This is a genomic window from Candidatus Thiodiazotropha sp. AKIB8 (assembly GCF_058244675.1).
Map to the genome: position 1 here is coordinate 45,224 of NZ_JBSYOO010000018.1, position 16,745 is coordinate 61,968.

Sequence of the window (16,745 nt, forward strand, 5' to 3'; positions counted from 1 at the left end):
TAAAAGCTATATAACGAAAGAAAGGCCCTCAACATATAGGACCTTTCTTGCCTGCAGTCTTAATAGTTCCTTAACTTTGTTCAAGCAAAATTAACCCATCGGTTGATCCTGGTCACTATTTACATAGCTGGAGAGGCCATATTCGTGGGTATCGATGTTATGGGGGGGGGGTAACATCTAACACCGATTATTGAACATTGATCAATACCCCCCCTGCAGCAAGGGTACCTGACATGTGCTCCTGTTCACTAAAATAATGAATCATGTGAACCTATTCCGCTTTTACTTATTTTTTTGTTGTGATTTGTGCTGCTGAAGTACAGTGTTAAATAAGAAACATAATTTCACTATTTTTCGAATACTGAAAATACTATATATCCTTGATTCTACGGAGAGGTCATAGTTATGGATAACGATGAATCATGACAGTTCTTGAACCTGTTACAGATACGAAGTAAACAAAAGTAAGCCATCTGCAACTCGCCAAGAGAACAATATCATGCTAAATACTATGACCAGATTTCTAATATATCCCCTGGCAATATTTATCTCTCTGACCGGCTGTGAGGATTCACCTACAGTCATTATTACAGCCGACCCAGAAGTTGTAACTCAAAATAGTTCAACCACACTAGAATGGAGCAGTACGGATGCCACTGACTGTATCGCCTCAGGTGACTGGTCAGGCAGTAAAGAACTCTCAGGAAATGAAGTAATAAGCAATATACAGAAAGAGAGCACATTCGAGCTCACATGCACGGGTATTGAAGATAACGAATCGGCCAGTGCCTCGGTAACTGTGAAAATTGATACACCACCAACAACAGTCTCTCTTTCTGCAACTCCAGCAAATGTTTCATTCAATGGCTCAACCACTCTGAGATGGGAGAGTAACGCAGATAGCTGCATGGCATCCGGCGCCTGGTCGGGTGAGAAAAACCCTACGGGAGAAGAAGTTCTAACCTCACTGACAGTAAGCAGCACATACAACCTATCTTGTACTGGTTCAGGAGGCAATGCTGAGAATACCGTTTCGGTTTCAGTTGCAGGTCCACCCGTTAGTAATGACCCTGGAACTGAAGATCCTGTTACTGAGGATCCCGTTACTGAGAATCCTGTTACTGAGGATCCTGTTACTGAGGATCCCGTTACTGAGGATCCTGTTACTGAGGATCCTGTCACTGAGGATCCTGTCACTGAGGATCCTGTTACTGAGGATCCTGTTACTGAGGATCCTGTTACTGAGGATCCTGTTACTGAGGATCCTGTTACTGAGGATCCTGTTACTGAGGATCCTGTTAGTGACGAAAACACACCTTGCGGCAATGAAGAATTACAGAGATTTCGTTATCAAAGCCCAACCGCTGAATCATTAGAGGCCTGCATTCAAGAGGTTCAAGTTCGCGAATGCACTCAGCAGGGACTATCTCCATGGAGTGGTAGCTTTGAATATGTCAGCTGTATTGCGCAACCAAGCAATGCGAACAGCCTGCCTCGGTGGCAATGGAATCAAATAGAATATGCCGGTGGTTTTCGGGTAATGGGTGGAAAAGTTGGGGATGGCGACAATTCAATCCTCGCTTACTCACCAGGCCCATTTACAATAGATGAAGCAAAAAACACAATTTTCATGGTAACCCATGCCTATGAGCAAGGTTTTGGTGAGATCAATCTACCAGCGCTTACAGTTAGTGATAATCCGCGCGATTTTAAGCAAGCAAACACTGTAGTCCAGCGATTTCAAGATATCTACCAGACCGAACGCGATGTTACTGGCATTGATAGCTACTTCAGGGTAACCGGCCTACTACAGCTTAACAACCAATTAATCGTCAACTACATGAATTGGTACGATGCGTCAGGAAAAGAAACCGATACAACAATGGTTTTTAAAGACGCCTCTAATTTACAAGAGAGTCAGTTGACTGGTCCTTTTCAAATGCAGGGCAAAGCACATGCAGGTGGATGGATCTCACCGATACCTGCTGAATGGCAAGCAAAATTAGGCGGCACCCATATCAGTGGAATGAGTCAGGGCTCAATTATTTCCAGACTTTCCGTAGGACCATCTGCATTTGTCTGGACACCTGAAAATGGTTTACTCAGCGCAAGTGAGGGTGGCCCTATAGAGACCATCACTGCACTGGATTACTCAATGAAACATATCCTTTATGATACCAGCTTATATGACATAGAAGCAGTTGATAGCAGTGGCATTCTATACAACCGAATCGATGGTAAAAATCATCTATGGACGGTATCAAGTTCCGCTGGATATGCCTTTATCATCCCAGGAACCTCAACTTACCTGGTTGTAGGCCATTCTGCTGGCCATGAATCTGGATTGGGATACAAAATTACTCAAGACAACGGCCGCTTGTGCGGCGGACCATGCCCCTATGCAGCTAATGACCATTACAACTACTACTGGCTGTATGACGTCAACGATATGGTATCTGTCATTGAAGGAAACATTGAACCCTGGGAAGTACGCCCCTACGACTATGGTGTATTTGATACCATTGGCAGTAACAAGACCTTGACGGGTGCTTATTACGATGTCGACGACGACCTGCTTTATGTTGCATTAAAAAACGGCGATCCAATTCCTACTTACGACAAACCGCCGCTCTTTTTGGCCTACCGTTTAAATCTCAATAATAACGGCCAATAAGAAGAAGTATTCCTGGGGTAAAGATGTACCCAGGGACACCCAATAAACATTCTTAACGTGACATATTTATATGTAACTATTCACAAACAGTCTGTGAATCACTAATTAACGACACCTAAAGATCACCTGTTAATTGACATTGGTTGCTTGAGGATAAAGAGACAGGAATATAATTTACAACAAGACTAAATAGTCAAATAATACATCTTCTCTAGAGCAGTTGGTGGGGCAGGGCCCCACCCTACCAATCTGAATTGACCCTTCTCCATCTACAAAGTGTAGGGTGGGGCCCTGCCCCACCAATACCTGCTGACAATCCACACAAAGCCAAACCTAGCACTCTTTGAACTTTTTACTCACACTGCAGAAGACTGTATTGAGCTATCAGGTTTACATTTATAGTTTTGATTTAGAGATCTGAATCTGATCCTTATAGCAATCAACGCAGTCATTACAAATCCCCAGAACTACTCTTACGCACATCCAATAAATAAATATATATATAATTTTCTAATGTTGGAGATCCCGGATATGCTGGAAATTGTTGAGCAAACTGGAAGTCACATTATTCTTTGAATAGATGTTGCATCAGAACTGTCGCCTCATGACGAGCAGGTGCCACCTGCTCAAGACGATGCAGTAGTGTCTTGCTGGCATCGGGTGCAGTCTTTGATAATACACTGGCAAGTTTTATTAATGGGAAATAGGCGGGTGAAAAATCAGGACTTGTTTTTAACACTGTAAGGAGTGGTTCCTCAATGTTATGTAGAAGTGTATAAGGATCCATCGATCGCTGAGATTCTGTTCCAGCTATTATAAAGCTGTCTCTCGCTAACCAATATGCAGATAATCTACTGTGTGCCCTGGTTGAGTTCGCTTGAAGAATATCCTCAGGTTTTGCCTCTACCCCGTGGATTACTTCCAAAAGCAGTTCAGAGGGTTTGCTTTCTGCACGATAGACATAACCAGGTGCCTGATATAACAGTATCGGGTGATCATCACTATTCACAGGGCCAGGTCCTGCAAATCTCTTTAATGCCAGACCGTTCCCCAGATAACTTCCTGGAAGGGTTAGTGGTTCGTGTAGACGGACTTCCCGTAGGGCGTTGTAGTGCGATTTCTGTTTGACACGCCGGTTCAGCCAGTCGCTTTCAATACGGATATCTTTTTTACTTCCTATCAATCCAAGTATCGGTGCATCCACACTGTAGTGAGCCAACCAAGCGCTACCTTTTGGGTAAACATCCAAAAAGGTTCGGATGATGCTATTTAAGGTCTGGCGATCCAATTGGTAAAGCGGCAGCCATTGACAAAAAAGCCCATCAGTTGATAGCAGATCCTTAATTTTTACAAAATGTTCACGAGTATAGAGGCTGGCAGCGCCATCTCGTGCAGGATGGAACAGGTCGGCTATAACCACATCATAACTATGACCTGCTGATGCTACAAAACGTCTGGCGTCTGAGCTTTTTAGACTTAACCTGTCATTATCACTGAGTATGCCTGTTGACTCGGTAAAGTAAGGCAATAACTCAAGCACCTCGGGGATCAATTCAATAGCATCCGCTTTGAGATCAGGATATTCAGCAGCAGCAGCAAAAGTTACGCCTGCTCCAACCCCCAGAAAAAGGGCCTGTTTCGGATCAGGGTGCAGCAACAAGGGAATATGCCCTTCCCGCCGATCAGAATAGAGTGATGATGTTCCCCCCATTTGGAAGCGGTCATTCACTTTCAGGTGACGGTGGCCCTGTCGATCGGAAACTACAGAGACCGAGGCCATAATCCCATCCCTATAGGCCACCAATTCACCCCCTGTAGGGATGGTGACTATACGTAGACTGGTGGGGATTATAATCAGGATGAGCAGACTCCCGACTGGTGTAAACGTATACCAGAAGGGTTGTCTGTTCAGCAGAATAAAGAGCATGAGATAACCAGCTGCAATCAGAATAAGCGTCATTTTTGCGCCCATCATAGGCAACAATAGAACACCGAAAACCAGCGGTGCCAGGGCACTACCGAAGGTGTTGATAGCCACGGCCCGACCAATGGTAGTACGAGGGCCGCGAACGCATTGCATCAAGTGGCTGAACAAGGCACCGATTGCCAGAGTAGGCGGAAGAAACACAAATACAGCGATTGTGATCTCTGTAAACAGCGATGATGCATACCCTTTATCCAGCAACATGCTCATCCAGTGGTGGAACGGTTGTGAGAAAAACAGCATAACAGCTGTTACTGCTACACCTATTGCAGTAAGGGTGATCAGTTGAGCGGTAATTTTGTCTGGGTCTCTGTTCCGGGCGTAATTGTGATAGAACCCAGCTCCAATCGATGTCCCCACCAGATAGATCACCAGTAAAAGAGCAAAGGTATAAACTGTATTTTCCAATATTTGATTAAGAACCCGTATAACAACGACTTCAAGGCCGATACCCAGCATACCAGTTACGAAAAATACTGAGAGTTTCGTGTTAGAAGTATCAGACCTTATAGAATGGCGTTTACCAACTTCTTCTATATGCACATTTACTGAAACATCTGGAGTTCTATATTTATTGTTTAGTGCAATTGCTGCACTGCCACAACAAAAATTGATTGTGGCCATCACCAGACCGGTTTTGAAATATCCATATTCAGGAGCAATCAGAAAAGTAGTCAGCACAACACCTATCGCTGCGCCAAGGGTATTCGCACTATAAACGCCTCCCACTACCCAGCCATCGCTGCGTAATTGTGTCATCCATCTTTCCAGGGCAGGCAGGGTTGCACCCATGACGAAGGTAGCCGGCAACAGAGTGACTATTGGGAGGCTAAAGGCAACCATCCAGTGCTCAACTGGTGAAGGATCAGTACCCAGCCATAACACAGCATGATTACTCAACAGTGGCAGGAAAAACACGAGTCCCATAGCCCAAAGGCCTGCAACAATTTCCAATACCCCATACCAAAGAGCTGGTTGGTTGGTTTTCCCAATTGGGCCATGTAAAGTCCAAGCTCCCAGGGCCATACCAATAAAAAAAGCAGAAAGGACGGCGAGTACTGAGGGCATTTCATGACCCAATGCCATGGTGAGCATTCGGGTCCAAATCATCTCATAGCCTAGCCCGGCAATACCGGAAGCTGTAGCTATGAGTAGCAGTAGTGTTTGAATCTGTCTAGCTGTTGTCATGTAGATACAGAATCTCAGTTTCTAAAAACATGAATTATTATTAAGCTTGTATTTCGAACTATTATTAATTGTTATGGATAAGTGATTGAAGAGGGCGGTAAAGAGAGTGAGCGGCCCCTCCATCCGTGGAGGAGCACTCACATGCAGTTGGCTAAATTACTCCAACTCTCTTCACTTTACGTGAATGAAGATAGGATTAGAGTAGAACCATAAATCTGCATAGGCTTCTGCAACCTCGTCCAACTTGCTGGTTGTCGCTCTATCGATTTTGCTCTCAATGACATGATCGAGGATATCTTTAAACATGTAACTGGAAAGCTCTTCACCACTCATGTTGTAAAGATTGTCTTCGGCTTCGGAGTCAGCCAGAGGATTACCCTCTGCATCAGTTTCGAATGGTACATCCGCAGGAAGGTTAGTACCACGCAACCGGAAGTACATATCTTTATCAGCTTTGAACTTATAGACAAAGGTCATGTTACCGTTGCTCTTAAGGCCATCTTCACGTTCGAATGTGGCAACCACCGCTGTAGACTCATTCGTCTCTTTTGAGTAGTCAGGATCGGACGGATCAACATAGCCTGTAACTTCGCCACCAATTATATCTATATGGTCAAGTTCCGGCATATTAAGCGGTTGGCTGATACCAACTTGCGCCAGTGATGGATTCTCCATATCGAGTGGGCAGTTATTTGTACCAACAGGATCACGAAGCTTGATTTTGAGGGTGACAGTAGAGCCACGCTTGGCTTCGATAGTTTGTCCCATAATCACTTTGTTGCGAACATTTCGACTGTCTTTTGCACTCGCAGTAAAATTGAGCTTATCGATCAAATCACCTTCAACATGCCAACTGGCACCTGAGCGAAGTGAATCGAAAACAGCCTCTTCCGGAATGTTACTTTTTGTATTCATGTAAGTGTAGATCTTCTGATATTCACCAGGCCAGAAGTCACTACCACCGGTACTCCAATGGTTATGAAAATCGGAACTGGCAAAGTTCCACCAGTGACGCCCCTCACCCAGCATCGCATCCCACAGGCCACCTAGTGTAGCGGTATACCAGCCGACGCCACCGTAAGTGCCACCACCATCGGAGCTTGTGCCAAAACCGCGTGAACCTGATGTTTGATGACCTGGTGCACCTTCGAAACCAAAAGCTACGTCAGGACCAGCATTGTTCCAGTTGCGAAAATCAGCGATGGTGTAGCTGTTAGCTCGCTCGATGTGAGCTGGAATCACCCATGCATCAGCTATCCCTGCTTTTTTCAGTGCTTGCATGAAAGTAACACCAGCTACAGCATCTTCAGCTGTCTCATTGGTCTTTTCTAATGGACCATAGGAAGCAAGAATACTTACTTCACCGTTACGGCTAGTATCGTCGTCACTTTTATCAAATCGATATTCAAATTCACTGATTGCAGTTGCTTCTTTACCATATTGGTGGATTGCAGTAGAACAGTGCTCATGGCTGGGGACATTCCACTCCAATCCATTGATTACAATTTTCTTAGGGTATTTTACACGCGCTTCCTGAATATCAGGAAAAACGTAATCACGAAGACTCTGCCAACGCCACATCTCCTGGTGCTCACCTGAGTATTCCACATCGCCAAGAATAGGGTTTTCAGGGTAGATGTTTACGTCATCCCAATATTCACCGTTTCCGTCACGGTTTCGCTCACCGCCATGTTCTGAGTTTGCCCACCAATCGAGATAGTTGGAATTTTTCTCCATTACATCTTCGAAACGATAACTTCCATCTGTGTAGTAGCTGTGCTGATGAAAGTCACCTGATTTCCATTTCAATTTACTTCTGCTTTCACTTGTTTTGCTATTATCTTTTTCTTCTGCCTGACTTTCCTCTTCAGAACACTGCTCTTGGCACTCATCCTGACTAGAAAAAGCTGTTGTTGGGGTTATTGATAAAACTGTAAATGATCCACCAAGTGCCATTGTGATGGCTGTTGCCAACAAACGTGTCTTTATACGACGCACTGTTTTCATTCTATTTACTCCATAATGTTGCTATTTTTACTACTCATAACTTCTTCATTACTGAGTTACGAAACATGCAGAGTTTGATGGATATAAAGCGGGATATATTCAGTGGTAATGTGTAGCTGTTTTCCATCAAGGACACCGCAGCTAGATGATAGGGATAATGACGTGCAGTTTGGTGACAGATGCATGAACAAAACTTGATAAAAAACAGCAGAAATAATAAATTTTATTTAATAATTACGCGGAATTGATTTGGGTCAATGTGAGAATGACAATAACACTAGGTTTTGATTTATAACTAGACTAAATACTATGACAACTATTTGAAATTATTTAGTAAATAAATATTTGTATTAAACATATACAAACATATGGATATTATATTTCCTTATTACATTCCTAATTCGGCTTGTTAATCTAATCCTGGATTTAGTAATATGCAGGTTAGGAGTGCCACTTATTGTCTGATTGGTGGGGCAGAGCCCCACCCTACCCAGCCGGATAAGAATTTGCCCTTCCCCATCTACCTGTCGTACTCATCTTGCTGGGCGGGGCCCTGCACTACCAATGCCTGCTGATAATCCAACAAATGCCATACCTAACACCCTTTGAATTTACAAACTCTCACAGTAGCAGACTTTATTAGACTACCAGGTAAATTAGTATAGTTATGGTTTAGAAATCTGAACCTGGTCTGTAAAGCTGTACTGTTGAGCATTACCAACAAGCTTCACCTGATAACTCCTCATGCCATTAAAGCTCTCCCCTCTCTTTTCAGTAATTTTTACAAAGGTATAAGGAGAATCCAGTTTAGGATCAAGCCCTTCTGTCGGACTTACTTGATCCCAATCAAGACTGATACCTACATTTCCTTCAAGTACAAAGTAGTGGATACCATTACGGACTGCGACTTCACCTCGGTGATCGTGACCTGAGAAAACCGCAACCACTTGACCATCTTGTTCGAAAATACCACGTACAACGTCAGCATTCTTAATCGTATGCGCCTCTGTAGTATCACGATGTAAAACCTGGTGTGCAAATACCACTGTAGGGAGGTTGTTAGCAGCAAGGTCAGCAGTCAACCAATCCAACTCTTGCTGAGGCACCCAAGCATCTTTCCAGCTCCAAAACGGAGCACTGGGATCCTGCATATCAAAAGGCAGATGTGGCTCTGCAACAGTGTAGTCTGCATCCAGGACTACGAAGTGTACACCGTTCTGGTTGAATGAATAGTATGTCTCACCATCGGGTATACCACTATTTTTTATGTATTCCAGAAAATCGTTCCGATATAGATTATCGAACTCATGGTTACCCAAAACATGATAACGTGGGCCTTTAAAGCCCGCATAGATCGTTTCTATCTCATCAAGGTTCTGGATTGGGTCTTTGCCGTCTACCAGCGTATCAACATAGTCACCCAATTCGATAACAAAATCGGCTTTTCTGTTCATGACTTTCACGAACCGTGTCATCTTATCCAGGGCCGCAGAGTAGGTGCGCGAGGATGTATTTGGTTTATTCGTATGGTGTATGTCTGTAATAATACCAAAACTAGCATTTGCTCTACTACAATTATTTTGATATTTACAGTCGTGATTCTCATGACTTCCGGCATTTGCAACACCGGATCCAAGCACTACAGAAAATACTATTGTCAAAATACTCTTCATGATCAATACCTCATCTTAGATTATTTAAGATTTAATCAGTCACATATAATTATGTTTTACAATCATTCCAATGAAATAAATTGTTGTCATTTTTAGATCAATCGGAATGTGGTAAACACTACGCATAGGTTATTACCAGCACATTATTGATATCTGATATTTGTGTTGTTTTTTTAGAAGTGAACTAAGTCTAAACACACTGGAAGAGTTCAGCTGTACTGCTGATCTTGATAGATTATTCACAAGGTTACTAAACAGTTGATTTGTTGATCATTTCATCTGACATACTTTGCGGAGAAAAGAAGTATGTACCGCATGACATCTACTTAACATAGAAGTTTATGTAATAATTGTGTAATAAAGGGGTATTTGGGTTCATCCACAAATTCTTTCGAAGATTAGTAGAGCCAGTTTTATGACATATTGTCATTGCAATTACTCCGAACCACTCTTACACACATACCATTAATTATTTAATATATAGATATTTATATTTTTCAAATGTTTGATACCCCGGAATGTCGCATGTTAATTAACATGGATTGCTGATGATAAAGAGACTGGATTATGATTTATAACAAGACTAAATAGTTGATAATCCATCTTCTCTAGCGAAATTGGTGGGGCATGGCCCCACCCTACCAATCTAAATTGAACTTTCTCCATCTACAAAGTGTAGGGTGGGGCCCTGCCCCACCATTACCTGCTGACAATCCATATAAAGCCAAAGCTAACACTCTTAAAATTTTCTAACTCTAACGTAGCAGACTGTATTGAACTATAAGGTTTACATTTATAGTTTTGATTTAGAGATCTGAATCTGATCCTTATAGCAATCAACGCAGTCATTATAAACTCCCAGAACTACTCTTACGCACATCCCATAAATAAATATATATATTTATAATTTTCAAATGTTGGATGTCACGGAATGCCATGCTAAGTCAGATCAGAAAAATAATCATGACTGCCTCGGTATATCACCTGAACATCAGTGCCCTACTATATACTCTCAATTCCCATAGCATGCTTGACAACATACGTTCAATGACCTAATTGTTTAAATTATATTACCTATAATCAAATCACATGTATGGATTAAGGTTTTATAAACAACCGCGTGGGTGGGGTTATGTTTGTTTGAATCCGCCTTTGGACTCTTCTTAATAATTCCCAAACATCATGCAATGTCTAATATTAAAAGTATTCTATCTACTAACACTTCTATTGTCGTTGTCCATACTAGCGGGGTGCAATGATTCAGATAGCGGGGAAAATGATTCAACTGCAACGATATCTGGCCGTTTAGTCACCAATACGGCTTCAGATGAGTCATCCACTGCCTGCCCTAGTGCCGCGGTAAAAATCTTAGTTTTTCGTGGAGACGAAACCATTTCACAATCCAATATTACACAGGAATGTAATTTTGAGGTTGATATTCCTGCGGAGACTCCAGTCTCTCTCAGGCTCGTAGACAGTTCAGGAAGCGATCTTGGCGTACTTGTCTACGATAATCCTCGCATCAGTCAAGGGAGACGGCTGGAGGAGTTCATCGATCAATTCCAGTTGCCATCGGGCGCAACTGAAGAGATCGGCAACATCCTACTGTTGCCTGATCATGCAGTAGCACTTCTCCAACGAAACCCATTGCAAACTCAAGATAGTGATGGGGATGGTGTAGTGGATGCAATAGATGCTGATTTCAAAGTATTAGAATTAATCTCTAATCAAGATGTTGATAACGACGGCATTGAGAACGAGAGTGACAACTGCCCCTATGAATCTAATCCAGGCCAGGAAGACAGTAACCAGGATAGCAAGGGTGACGCCTGCTCCTTTCCGCCAGAAATGCCGCTATACGGCCAATTGACTCTGAGCCTGGTCAAAAAACTGGCCACACAGGAAGAAGTCCAGGCAATCATTGATGATCCCGCACTTCTGGATTCAACCCTGTTGGGGGTATCAGAAGATGATCCCAATACCATTGTATTTGGACCCATACCACAAGGAGGTAATTGGGTTATCACTCATAATCAGAAGGTTATGATTGACCCTGATGGTTACTTTACCCTTGATCCAATATCAGATTCCGATTCCGGGCTTGCTGTTGTCGTTAGAGAACCAACGGCTGATAAGCCACTTTTTACCTTTCCTCTGCATAAATTGAGTAGCGACGCCTTGAACCCAACGGTGATCGACATCAAGGGCACCTTCCCAAAACCATGCGGTATGGATGGGGACGTTTGTCACAATCCAGTTTCTGCTGCAAAAAACGATGCATTACATCATGCCAAACATGAACATACAGATTTACCTCAGATACTACCATATGAAGAGCAAGGTGATGAGGGTGTCTCTGGTAATTGCAAAGAGGATTACAATACCTATCCCTGTTGTTTGGACTATGACGGCCCCCTGGCGGGACCCGATGCTGAACCGCAAACAGATTCAGTGACGGAAGTCCAAGTCTACCTAGGCTCCACCTGCCATGAATCTGTACTGCACAACTGCTGCACAAATGAGCGGGGAGACTTCGCCTACCGTGCCGTGGAGATTTTAAGAATATTCTCTGATGATATCGATGAGTTATATGAACCAATCGGCTGTCATGACAATCATAAAAAAAGAAACTGCCAATGGATTGACTATGACACCGAGCAGAGAGGCCTTTATCTATCAGCCACCTCTCCAAGCATTATTCAACGTTCCGTGCGATACCAAGAGAATACTCGTCCACAATCAGGCTCACTATATATCGAAAATATCGTTGTAGCTTGTGGAGAAGAGAAAACACTCTACCTATACAACAACACCTGCAGAAACGAAACGGTCGTCCACTTTGAACGTAATATCGGTGGCTCTGCAAAACTCAATCGCGACGGCGTTGAAATTGAGAGGGAAATTCCCGCAAACGAACGCGCCAATCCGTTGGTTATAAAACATTACAAAGATGGCGTAGACACTTTTATCTTTCAACGATCCATAACCTACACAGCGCCCTCGGAGGCAGGCTCTGCCGATGCCATTTCAGTACAGGCTGGAGGCATTCATCGACGGGTCAATATCGAAGTAGTATGTGATAACACGGTTGTAGAGGATCCCCCACCAGAAGAGGAAGAGGAAATCATACAGCCGCCACCGGCAACCACTCCTGAAATTGACGTACCCGAACAGACAGCATTCCTTTTCGATCACTACATTGGTGAGTCACCCTGTCCTCAGGAGATTGGTCAGCTCACTATCGGCAATAGTGGCGATGGCAGTTTGAGCTGGAGAATTGAGAATAGTATCCCATGGCTGAATGTAACGCCAACCAGTGGCGTGGCTCCCTCCACCGTATCACTTCAATTCAATTGCAATGTAAGTGGCCCTGGCAATCTGAGTGGAAGCTTTACTATTGTATCGGATAACGCAACAAACACTCCGGTATCAATTCCTGTGGGCGGAACGGTTCACTAATGGAAATCGATAGACAAGCAAATTGGGCATTGCAATTAGCCGCCTGCTTCAATGGAAGACTGACCATTAATCAGATTGACCAGATCACAAGTGCAAGCCGCAATTGACTACAAAGTACCTATAGTCCTTTGTATAGGAGAAACATAATACCCTGCATGGTACTGGTAAAGGAGCCCGTAAAAGAATTTATACATAGGATAATAATTTAGTACTCAATAGTATTCATTCTATGTATTTTTAAGTTACTATTTCCTTTTCGTCTCTATTGCTCACTGATATCTATTTCCACCATCACTCGTCGTCAACTGAAAAAACAGTCCAACCATATTATTAAAATGCGACTCAGACCATAAACATCGCTTCATTTATGATTCATATCATTGAGATGTATAGACATTACCTCCGAGGTCGGAGACGAATCTAGAACGGAAATGCTTGCTAGAGAAATGCACTTACTATTTTTCGAGGTGATTCACGATATAGGGACTCTCGACTCCGACCCCTGATTTCCATTATGCTAGAAACTGTCTTTTGCAATGTTTATAGGGATATACTTATGCAGAATAAATTCAAAAACGCTTTAATTATAATCACTCTTGTGATTCTAAGTGGTTGCTCCACTTCCCCAAAAAATGACTCTATTTCAGACAATAATCGTCAATCAAACGAGTATGCTACTAAGTTCGGAGCAAATTGGCATGAATTTTGGGAATCTCCAATTGGCAAAATATTTTTGTTTTCGATGACTGGACGCTATCCCTTAAATTTCTAGGCAATAATTATATCCTACACATGCTTTTCTGGATCTATACAGTAAAGTTTTGGTTTATCACCATAGTCTCGATAGTGATAATCAGTTCAAAATAGTCATACCTCTGGTACCGTATTTTTTAATCTTTCACTTTCTGCATCTGTCAGAGATTTTATTCATGCCTGAACGGGAATCGGTGAGAATGTTATTACCAACAAGTCTGACAACTTCTCAAATAAATACGAGTAGAAAAGGAAAACACGAATACTGAGATCCGGTTTTATGGGTTCATGGTGGGCCATGAAGGATTACTCGGCTGCTCCTCGCCCTTCGGGTCGTAGTCGCTGCGCTCCCACGATCAATGGATTAGGAGTAAGCAAAAAGAAATTCAAAACCTTATTTATCTAGTAAGATACCGAGACGCAAATCAATTGATTCAGTGAGCGCTGTCTTCTCTATTGACGCATTGAGAACCTTTCGCACACTTTACTGTTTAACGTATAGTCACTAATCCATTTATCACCCCGCTACGGCTAATCATGACGATTAACCACCGCTTGAACTAAACGTATACCGGCTGGTGTTAAATTTGCGATCTATTAGCGCCTATCCATCGGGTCAGGTGTGATAGTTACGAGCACTGGAAGATGAGGCCGTCCGGCTCGGGGTTGAACGCTTCAAAGAGTAACAGTCAATTGAATCACTGGTGACTGTTTACAACCTATAGCTTTCTGTCATGCCTACCATGACGAATATGGAGAACCTCGACGACATCATTGCTAATGACATAGAGGACTCGATAATTGCCGATGATCAAATGCCGGATACCCAAACGTATATCTACGTCCTCCGGTGCAATGGGGCATCGTTCTGCCAGGGTATCGAGTTTTTCAATGGCTGAGATCATATCCAGATACCAGCTCACGACATTCTTGGGTGACTCTTCGGCTATTTGCAGATAGCGTTGCTCGAGATCGTTTTCGGCTGTGGATTTGATATCTACTCGGTATTTTCTCAACGTTTAATACCGTGTTTCGCTTCGAATCCTGTTGAAAACTCACCTAGAGGTCTTCCCTCTTCTGACAGTGCCTGTCGAATATTGATAATGCTCTCTGCATAGTCAGCCAACTCGGCCATTTTTTCATAGGTTTCCGCGTCCTGAACGACCACGGCAGCCTTGCCGTTTACGGTGAGGATCTCCGGGCGTTTGGTTTTGGCCAGTCGCTTGATATGTTCGGCAGGTTTTCGGCTGAAGTCCGTTACGGTATGGATATCGGAGCTATTGAACATTGCATTCCCCAAAACAGATTAAAAACATATTATTCTCTGTTTACACCTTTTCGTTTTTTTGATCAAGAATTGTTACGGCCATCCACCAGTAATCAGGACAGGCACCATTTAGCATTGGAAGGCGTTTTTCACGGCCAGCGGTGCGGCCCTGGAAGGCTTCAGTCAACCGGTGTTGTTGACTGAGCTGCGCTAGCCCTTTCTTCACCTCACAAATCTGCCCCCTGCCCCGGCAGGGGTCAAACACTCCAAAAAAGTATTATCTGGCTACACCTTATTTGGTAACGCATGGCGAAACCTTCTGATTTATGGATATTTATGGGTGCTTTTCTGGATACTTCTGATTAATCCTTGCCTTTATGGGTATTTATGGGTATTTATATGGGTATGAGCTTGAACACAGATACCCTCAATATCACCCGTGAAGTCCTCTCGCTGATTGCCGAGCTGGATGAGTTCAAGGGTGCGTGGCGCGCCCTGGGAACGCTCGCCCCGGAGCGGCTTTCAGCTCTGCGCCATGTCGCGACAATCGAAAGTATTGGCTCGTCAACCCGTATCGAGGGCAGCAGGCTATCCGACCGGGAGGTCGACCGATTACTCAGGAACATCGAGATTAAAAAGTTCGACACCCTCGACGAACAGGAAGTTGCGGGCTATGCCGAAGTCATGGAAACGATCTTCGCCCACGCCAATGACATTGATATCACAGAAAACCATGTCAAACAGTTGCACCGCGACCTGCTCGTCTACAGTGCCAAGGACGAACGCCACAGAGGCGAATACAAAACCAATCCGAACCATGTGATGGCGTTTGACGCCGAGGGCAAGGAAATCGGCATCGTGTTTGAGACGACCACACCGTTCGACACACCCCGCCTGATGACGGAACTCGTAGCTTGGACAAGAGTGGCACTGGAAGAAAAACAGCTTCACCCGCTCCTGGTCATTGCGGTCTTTACCGTCGTGTTCCTGGAAATCCACCCCTTCCAGGACGGCAATGGTCGTCTGTCCCGCGTGCTCACGACCCTGCTGCTGCTACGGAGCGGCTACGCCTATGTGCCCTATAGCTCACTGGAAAGCGTCATCGAGCAAACCAAGGAAGGCTATTACATGGCGCTACGCGGAGCACAAGGTACGATCCGCACCGCCCCCCCCGATTGGCAGCCATGGGTCATGTACTTTCTGCACGCTTTGCAAAAACAAAAAGCGCGCCTGGAAACCAAGATCGCACGCGAGAAAATCCTGGTCGAGAAACTGCCGGAACTCTCCGTGCAAATCCTGGAACTCGCCAAAGAACACGGGCGACTAACGATCGGTCAGATCGTTCAAATCACAGTGGCCAATCGCAACACGGTAAAAAAGCACCTGCAAGCCCTTGTAGCGGGTGGACATCTGGCTCAGCACGGCACCGGCAAAGGAACCTGGTATGGGTGTAAATAATCAGGGAAGAGAGAAGCTCGGCTGTCGAACCTGGCTTGTTCGAAGTCGAAGGTTCGAATCTCCTCTGTAGAAATAAAAAACCCGAACGCACAGGTCCGGGCTTTGATATTTATGTTTGGTGGGCCATGAAGGATTACTCGGCTACGCCTCGCCCTTCGGGTCGTTGTCGCTGCGCTCCCACGATCAGCCTCGCTTTGCTCGGCTGTCGAACCTGGCTTGTTCGAAGTCGAAGGTTCGAATCTCCTCTGTAGAAATAAAAAACCCGAACGCACAGGTCCGGGC

General features: G+C 44.1%; 9 protein-coding genes and 1 other RNA gene. 3 read left to right on the forward strand and 7 right to left on the reverse strand.

From position 1 onward, the window contains the following. The first annotated feature begins 511 nt into the window (after window positions 1–511). Window positions 512–2,674 (forward strand): hypothetical protein, encoded by a 2,163-nt coding sequence (locus AC4IFB_RS03510; protein ID WP_490779404.1) that lies wholly within the window; start codon window positions 512–514, stop codon window positions 2,672–2,674. 565 nt (window positions 2,675–3,239) lie between these two features. On the opposite strand, the gene AC4IFB_RS03515 is transcribed toward AC4IFB_RS03510, so the two are convergent. From AC4IFB_RS03515 to AC4IFB_RS03525, 3 genes are all read right to left on the reverse strand, one after another. Continuing rightward, window positions 3,240–5,846 carry a spermidine synthase gene (locus tag AC4IFB_RS03515; protein WP_490779405.1) on the reverse strand — a complete coding sequence of 869 codons (2,607 nt, stop codon included), beginning with the start codon at window positions 5,844–5,846 and terminating at the stop codon, window positions 3,240–3,242. Between the two features lie 171 nt (window positions 5,847–6,017). Then, on the reverse strand, window positions 6,018–7,853 hold the full coding sequence (locus tag AC4IFB_RS03520) for a hypothetical protein (protein WP_490779406.1): 1,836 nt from the start codon (window positions 7,851–7,853) through the stop codon (window positions 6,018–6,020). A 665-nt stretch (window positions 7,854–8,518) separates the two neighbouring features. Then, window positions 8,519–9,526 carry a metallophosphoesterase gene (locus AC4IFB_RS03525; protein ID WP_490779407.1) on the reverse strand — a complete coding sequence of 336 codons (1,008 nt, stop codon included), beginning with the start codon at window positions 9,524–9,526 and terminating at the stop codon, window positions 8,519–8,521. A gap of 1,233 nt (window positions 9,527–10,759) precedes the next feature. Here AC4IFB_RS03525 and AC4IFB_RS03530 point away from each other — a divergent pair. Continuing rightward, window positions 10,760–12,985, forward strand: coding sequence for a thrombospondin type 3 repeat-containing protein (locus AC4IFB_RS03530; protein ID WP_490779408.1), 2,226 nt, complete (start codon window positions 10,760–10,762; stop codon window positions 12,983–12,985). 1,472 nt (window positions 12,986–14,457) lie between these two features. Here AC4IFB_RS03530 and AC4IFB_RS03535 read toward each other — a convergent pair. Genes AC4IFB_RS03535 through AC4IFB_RS03545 form a run of 3 tightly spaced genes read right to left on the reverse strand, consistent with a single transcriptional unit; the run spans window position 14,458 to window position 15,231 of the window. Then, window positions 14,458–14,754 (reverse strand): type II toxin-antitoxin system RelE/ParE family toxin, encoded by a 297-nt coding sequence (locus tag AC4IFB_RS03535; RefSeq protein WP_490779409.1) that lies wholly within the window; start codon window positions 14,752–14,754, stop codon window positions 14,458–14,460. Further along, window positions 14,751–15,026 carry a type II toxin-antitoxin system Phd/YefM family antitoxin gene (locus AC4IFB_RS03540; RefSeq protein ID WP_490779410.1) on the reverse strand — a complete coding sequence of 92 codons (276 nt, stop codon included), beginning with the start codon at window positions 15,024–15,026 and terminating at the stop codon, window positions 14,751–14,753. Before AC4IFB_RS03540 ends, AC4IFB_RS03535 begins: the two co-directional genes overlap by 4 nt. A gap of 40 nt (window positions 15,027–15,066) precedes the next feature. Then, window positions 15,067–15,231 (reverse strand): hypothetical protein, encoded by a 165-nt coding sequence (locus AC4IFB_RS03545; RefSeq protein WP_490779411.1) that lies wholly within the window; start codon window positions 15,229–15,231, stop codon window positions 15,067–15,069. A gap of 179 nt (window positions 15,232–15,410) precedes the next feature. Between AC4IFB_RS03545 and AC4IFB_RS03550 the strand changes: the two genes are divergently transcribed. Then, window positions 15,411–16,463, forward strand: a complete 1,053-nt coding sequence (locus tag AC4IFB_RS03550) for a Fic family protein (RefSeq protein ID WP_490779412.1) — start codon at window positions 15,411–15,413, stop codon at window positions 16,461–16,463. A gap of 116 nt (window positions 16,464–16,579) precedes the next feature. Here the strand turns inward: AC4IFB_RS03550 and AC4IFB_RS03555 are convergent. Beyond that, window positions 16,580–16,723: non-coding RNA, RtT sRNA (locus tag AC4IFB_RS03555), on the reverse strand. Window positions 16,724–16,745 lie beyond the last annotated feature (22 nt).